This window comes from Mesorhizobium metallidurans STM 2683, assembly GCF_000350085.1.
Classification (GTDB): domain Bacteria; phylum Pseudomonadota; class Alphaproteobacteria; order Rhizobiales; family Rhizobiaceae; genus Mesorhizobium; species Mesorhizobium metallidurans.
Genome location: NZ_CAUM01000123.1, coordinates 1 through 5,159, shown reverse-complemented (window position 1 = coordinate 5,159; position 5,159 = coordinate 1). Strand labels below are relative to the sequence as shown.

Genomic DNA, 5,159 nt, shown 5'->3' with positions numbered 1-5,159 from the left:
CCTTAAATTAACGCAAGGGCTCAGGCTGCTCGACCGCATCAACTATCTGATCAAGCCGCCGGGCTGGAGCCATGACGGTTCGCGCGAAACCTCGGGGAGCCTGAAGGCGGCTTATGTCAGACGAAATCCGGGCGAAGCCGGCAAGCCGGGGCTGCCGGCGACCATCAAGCCGGCCGAATAGCTGTTTCACTACTACGGCTATGAGGGGTCGCTCGGACCAGCATCACGCATCAGCGCTTCGTAGTCGCGGCCTCCATAGAAGATGTTGACGATGTGGACGAGATCGTCGTCCACGGTATAGGCGATGACGGCGGAATGTTCGAATGGGACAGCTCTTAGTCCCGGCACGATGTCGTCGCGGGAACGACCACCACGAGGCGCATTGCCGATGCTCTGGCAGCGATCTCTGATCCGATCGACAAAACTGCTCGCGATGTTTTCGCTTCCGCTGCTCTCAAGGATGTAGGCAGCAATCGCTTCGAGATCGGTGATAGCCTTCTCGCTAAGAACGACGGCGAGACGCTGTATCATCATTGTCTCGCGCGAGTTGTGAAATCCGGCTCTTTACCCTGTGGATCGCCTCTTCGAGCGGAACGGCGGGTCTCGTATCCTCAATCGATGCCTTCACGCGCGCCCTGATCGAGGCCATGCGCTCGGCGTGCTCTTCCTCCTCACGCTGGAAGGCGCGAAGTGCGGCGCGGATGACTTCGCTGACCGATCCGAAGGAGCCGTCCTCGACCTTTTCGCGGATCATGCGCGCCATGGCAGGCGTGACGGTGACGGATAGTTTCTCAGCAGGTTCCATGGAATTGCTCTCATATTGTATAGAGTAGGATAGTATCCTACTCTATACCGCGCGTCCAACTTGGAAAACTATTCCGCCGCTTCCGCCCGCGCCGGCAGCCCCAGCCATTCCCTGCAATCGGCCAGCGCCCGCGAGGTCACCGCGCGCCGCTTGGCGACGATCTTGTCCTTGCCGCGCAGACGCTTGCCCTCGGCTTTCGGTGCTTCCACCGGCGGGAACAGGCCGAAGTTCACGTTCATCGGCTGGAAGGAGCGCTTGCCCGGCTCATCGTCGGACACGATGTGGCCGCCGGTGATGTGGTTGAGCAACGCGCCGAAGGCTGTGGTCAGCGGCGGCAGCGAGGCCTGATGGCCGAGCCGCTCCGCGGCGGCGAAACGCCCAGCGAGCAAACCGATCGCGGCGCTCTCGACATAGCCCTCGCAGCCGGTGATCTGGCCGGCAAAGCGCAGGCCTGGACGCGACTTCAACTGCAGCGAGGCGTCGAGCAGTATCGGCGAGTTGATGTAGGTGTTGCGGTGCAGGCCGCCGAGGCGGGCGAAATCGGCGTTTTCGAGGCCCGGGATGGTGCGGAACACGCGCACCTGCTCGGCATGCTTCAGCTTGGTCTGGAAACCGACCATGTTGTAGAGCGTGCCCAGCGTATTGTCCTGGCGGAGCTGTACGACGGCATAGGCCTTCACATTGGGATTGTGGGCATTGGTCAGCCCCATCGGCTTCATCGGCCCATGGCGCAGCGTCTCGACGCCACGTTCGGCCATCACCTCGATCGGCAGGCAGCCGTCGAAATAGGGCGTGCCTTCCCACTGCTTGAATTCGGTCTTCTGGCCGTCGACAAGCGCCTGCACGAAGGCGAGATATTGCTCCTTGTCCATCGGGCAGTTGATGTAGTCCTTGCCGGTGCCGCCGGGGCCAACCTTGTCGTAGCGCGACTGGAACCAGCAGATGTTCATGTTGATCGTGTCGAAATGAACGATCGGCGCGATGGCGTCGAAGAAGGCAAGCGCGTCGGCGCCGGTCGCCTCGGCGATCGACTGGGCGAGCGAAGGCGCCGTCAGCGGGCCGGTGGCGACGATTGCCTGGTCCCAGTCCGCCGGCGGCAGGCCCGGCACTTCCTCGCGCTGGATCGTGATGAGCGGGTGCGCTTCAAGCTTTTTCGTCACGGCTTGCGAAAACCCGTCGCGGTCGACGGCCAGCGCGCCGCCGGCCGGCACCTGGTTTGCATCGCCGGCGCTCATGATCAGCGATCCGGCCAGCCGCATTTCGGCATGCAGCAGACCGACCGCGTTGGTTTCGGCGTCGTCGGAGCGGAAGGAATTGGAGCAGACGAGTTCGGCCAGCCCATCGGTCTTGTGCGCATCGGTACCGCGCACCGGCCGCATTTCATGCAGTATGACGGGAATGCCGGCCTGGGCCGCCTGCCATGCGGCTTCGGAGCCGGCGAGGCCGCCGCCGATGACGTGAATGGGTTTGTTGCTCATGAGCGCCGGAATAATCGCTCAGTGCTGCGATTGCAATTGGGCAAACCTGCCTCGGAAAAAACAACACCCGCCGGGGGAGGAGGTCCGGCGGGTGTCGTTTTGGTGGTCGATCCTCGGGAGGAGGTGAAGATCGACCGTATTCGTCATCGCCGGGGAGGAGGTCGGCTTTGACGAAATCTCTTTCGCCAGTTTTAAAAGGGGCGAAACCCTTTGGGGACGAAATTTCTTTCGCCCTGGGACGAAATTCTTTCGCCCTTGGGAACAACGCCCGCCGCGGGAGGAGGTGCGGCGGGCGCCGTTTTGGTGGTCAACCCTCGGGAGGAGGTGAAGGCTGACCGTATCCGTCAGGGTCGGGGAGGAGGTCGACCCTGGCGAAATTCTTGTAGTTAGACCGCCTTGCGGGCGACGATCTTGATCTCGTCGCGGATGATGCCGAGATCATGGAGCTGGCGGTTCGAAAGGCGACCCAGCTCGTTAACGGTGTCGCGGTAAACGCGCCAGTTACGATAGTTGCGGATCAGGTTCATTGTCGTTCTCTTTTCAAAACTGGTTCGGACCATTTGCGGTCCGAAGGGATTAGACCGCCTTGCGAGCGACGTAGTGGATGTCGCTGCGGCTGATGCCGAGGTCGGTCAGTTCACGGTTGCTCAGGCGGCTCAGCTCGGAAACAGTGTCCCGGTAGCGGCGCCAGTTGCGGTAGTTGCGGATCAAGTTCATGGTATTTCTCGTTTCGTCTTTCTTTCGGATCATTCCGTCTTTCAGTACGCCATGAAGATAGGTGGGGTCATATCGATTTAAAAGCGCTATTGGTGCATGGCAGCAATGCAAATTGTGCAATGCAACATCACGACGCGCTCACGGCTTCGTCACAAAGAAGCCCGAATTGGAAAATGCCGTGGCGTCAACGGTTTGCCCGGTTCGGCTGAAAAAAGACCAAGCAAGGGGAAGGACATGGCGAGCTATTCGTCACGGGTGAGGGCCGATATTGCACGATGGCTGCAGACTGGCCTGATCGATGCCTCGACGGCCGGCGCACTGACGCGCGACGTCGAGGCCAATGAACGCGGATCGCTGAGCTTCGGTTCGATCCTGGCGATGATGGCGGCGCTGCTGTTTGGCGCGGCCATCCTGATCTTCGTCGCCGCCAATTGGGAAGCCATCCCGCGGCTGGCGCGGGTGGCGGCGCTCTTTGCCATCATCCTGGCCGGCTATGTCGGCGGCGCGGTGCTGAAGATGCGCGACCATGCGGCGATCGGCGAGGCGCTGTGGATCGTCGCCGCCGCGGCCTTCGGCGGATCGATCGCGCTGATCGGCCAGATGTACCATCTGTCCGGCGATGAGGCGTCGGCCCTGGTCACCTGGGGCGCGGGCACGGCGCTGGCGGCGGTCGCGCTGCGCTCGAACCCGCTGACCGTCGCTTCCGTCGGCATCGCCGATGCCTGGCTGTTCCTGAAAGGGTTCGATTATTTCGGGCGCACGGAATTTCCGCATCTCTTCGTCGTCATGGCAATCGCGCTGTTTGCCATATCGTTCTGGACCCGCAGCCAGGCGGCGCGGCACCTGATCATCCTGTCGGTCATCTTCTATCTCGTGCTGTTGGCCATGGATCACGAAACGCTGCAGGTAGCTATTCCCTTGGTGGTCGTCTCGGCGCTGCTGTTCGCGGCGGCGATCTTCGCTGCCGGAACTGTCGACAGGATCCTGCAGCTTGGCGGCCGGCTGCCCCTGCACGCGTTGATCGGCTGCCTCACCGGTCTTGCGATGATCCAGTTCCAACTGGCTGATGAAGCGAGCTACACCAGCGGCTTTGCTATTGCCTCGGCCGTGGCGATCGCCGGCATTGTCGCGGCGATCATGCTGGGCGGCCGCGAGAGCAGGGGCTTGCGCTGGGTTGCCTATGCCGGTTTCGCCTTCGAACTTGCCATCATCTATGTGGTGATGCTGCAGTCGATGCTCGACACGGCAGGCTTCTTCCTGGCCGCCGCGGTGCTTCTCGGCGTCCTTGCCCTTGTCATCATCCGCATCGAAAAGCGCATGAAGGCGTCTGGCGTGGAAGGAGCAAGAGCATGATGACCGGGAAAAGGCTTGTCATCTCGGCGCTGGTGCTGGCGCTCGTTCAGATCGGCTTTCTGGGCTGGATCATCGCCGGCCGGGCGGCGATCCTGCGCGACGGCAAAGAGGTTCTCTTGAAGGTCGAGCCGATCGATCCGCGCGATCTCCTGCGCGGCGACTATATTCGCCTCGGTTATGATATCTCGCGTATACCGGTGAAGCTGATCGCCAATATCCCGGCCGGCAAGCTGTCGAACGACGACACGCCGATCGTGGTCAGGCTGAAGCCGGGCGCCGACGGTTATTGGCAGCCGACTTCTGCCTGGTTTGGGCAGGCGCCGGCGCCGGCCGCAGCCGACGAGGCCGATATTGCCGGGCACGTTGCCGAAGGCTGGAATCTGAGCGATGCAACAACGGTGATCACGCCGGACTACGGTATCGAGCGCTTTTATCTGCCGGAAGGCGAGGGGATAGCGATCCAGAACGACATGCGGGTGCGGCCATTCGGCATCCGCGTCGCGCTCGCCAAGGACGGCACCGCGCAGATCAAGGCGCTGATTGACGGCGACAAGACGCTGTTCGAGGAACCGCTTTATTAGTCCTCCTTCGCCAAGGCTTCGGAGGATACTCCCGTCAAACTATCTTCGGGTGGCCTGCCACCCGAAGCTCGAAGAGCGAAGGATGGTGCGGATGAAGGGACTCGAACCCCCACGCCTTTCGGCACTGGAACCTAAATCCAGGGCGTCTACCAATTCCGCCACATCCGCAGTGCCCGGCCAATCCCATGTAGCCATCATTCTGTCAATGTCGCAGGCCACATCGAG

Annotated in this window: 7 protein-coding genes, 1 tRNA gene and 1 pseudogene; 3 read left to right on the top strand and 6 right to left on the bottom strand. The window is 61.8% G+C overall.

What is annotated here, in order from left to right; translation table 11 throughout:
* A pseudogene (locus tag MESS2_RS20160) lies at window positions 1-181 on the top strand (sterol desaturase family protein); the annotation flags it as partial.
* A 17-nt stretch (window positions 182-198) separates the two neighbouring features.
* On the opposite strand, the gene MESS2_RS20155 reads toward MESS2_RS20160, so the two are convergent.
* The 5 genes from MESS2_RS20155 to MESS2_RS31280 all read right to left on the bottom strand — a co-directional run bounded on the left by MESS2_RS20155 (window position 199) and on the right by MESS2_RS31280 (window position 3,000).
* Window positions 199-531, bottom strand: coding sequence for a type II toxin-antitoxin system RelE/ParE family toxin (locus MESS2_RS20155; RefSeq protein WP_157357781.1), 333 nt, complete (start codon window positions 529-531; stop codon window positions 199-201).
* Window positions 503-805, bottom strand: coding sequence for a type II toxin-antitoxin system ParD family antitoxin (locus tag MESS2_RS20150; protein WP_008876283.1), 303 nt, complete (start codon window positions 803-805; stop codon window positions 503-505). Before MESS2_RS20150 ends, MESS2_RS20155 begins: the two co-directional genes overlap by 29 nt.
* Before the next feature lie 68 nt (window positions 806-873).
* Entirely contained in the window at window positions 874-2,283 is a 1,410-nt protein-coding gene (gene trmFO / locus MESS2_RS20145; RefSeq protein ID WP_008876282.1) for a methylenetetrahydrofolate--tRNA-(uracil(54)-C(5))-methyltransferase (FADH(2)-oxidizing) TrmFO, read from the bottom strand.
* 386 nt (window positions 2,284-2,669) lie between these two features.
* Entirely contained in the window at window positions 2,670-2,810 is a 141-nt protein-coding gene (locus tag MESS2_RS31285; protein ID WP_008876280.1) for a DUF1127 domain-containing protein, read from the bottom strand.
* Window positions 2,811-2,859: 49 nt separating this feature from the next.
* On the bottom strand, window positions 2,860-3,000 hold the full coding sequence (locus tag MESS2_RS31280; protein WP_006335194.1) for a DUF1127 domain-containing protein: 141 nt from the start codon (window positions 2,998-3,000) through the stop codon (window positions 2,860-2,862).
* 234 nt (window positions 3,001-3,234) lie between these two features.
* Between MESS2_RS31280 and MESS2_RS20140 the strand changes: the two genes are divergently transcribed.
* On the top strand, window positions 3,235-4,353 hold the full coding sequence (locus tag MESS2_RS20140) for a DUF2157 domain-containing protein (protein ID WP_008876279.1): 1,119 nt from the start codon (window positions 3,235-3,237) through the stop codon (window positions 4,351-4,353).
* Window positions 4,350-4,934: a GDYXXLXY domain-containing protein gene (locus MESS2_RS20135; protein ID WP_008876278.1), complete on the top strand. Its 585-nt coding sequence runs from the start codon at window positions 4,350-4,352 to the stop codon at window positions 4,932-4,934. Before MESS2_RS20140 ends, MESS2_RS20135 begins: the two co-directional genes overlap by 4 nt.
* 83 nt (window positions 4,935-5,017) lie before the next feature.
* On the opposite strand, the gene MESS2_RS20130 is transcribed toward MESS2_RS20135, so the two are convergent.
* Window positions 5,018-5,102, bottom strand: a tRNA-Leu gene (locus MESS2_RS20130).
* Window positions 5,103-5,159 lie beyond the last annotated feature (57 nt).